A 389-nucleotide genomic window follows, 5' to 3' on the forward strand; every position below is an offset into this window, starting at 1 on the left:
TACCCCACCACCGACATACGGACCGCCGCGAACGGAGCCAAATCCCAGGGCTACCAAAACGGTGCGATCTACTGGACCGCAGCGACCGGCGCCCGCATCTCATCCGGTGTCATCCGCGACGCCTGGGCCGCCCAAGGCTGGGAATCCGGGCCCCTCGGCTACCCCACCACCGACGTGAAGACCGCCSCGAACGGAGCCAAATCCCAGGGCTACCAAAACGGTGCGATCTACTGGACCGCMGCCAACGGCGCCCAAATCTCATCCGGTGTCATCCGCGACGCCTGGGGCGCCCAAGGCTGGGAATCCGGGCCCCTCGGCTACCCCACCACCGACATACGGACCGCCGCGAACGGAGCCAAATCCCAGGGCTACCAAAACGGTGCGATCTA

1 protein-coding gene is annotated in these 389 nt (G+C 66.4%); it reads left to right on the top strand.

Annotated features, from left to right (window positions below):
* Positions 1–389: LGFP repeat-containing protein (locus AC1DC5_RS19055; protein WP_476866201.1), on the top strand; the 389-nt coding region annotated here is incomplete at both ends.

Source organism: Arthrobacter sp. 10L424, assembly GCF_056395325.1.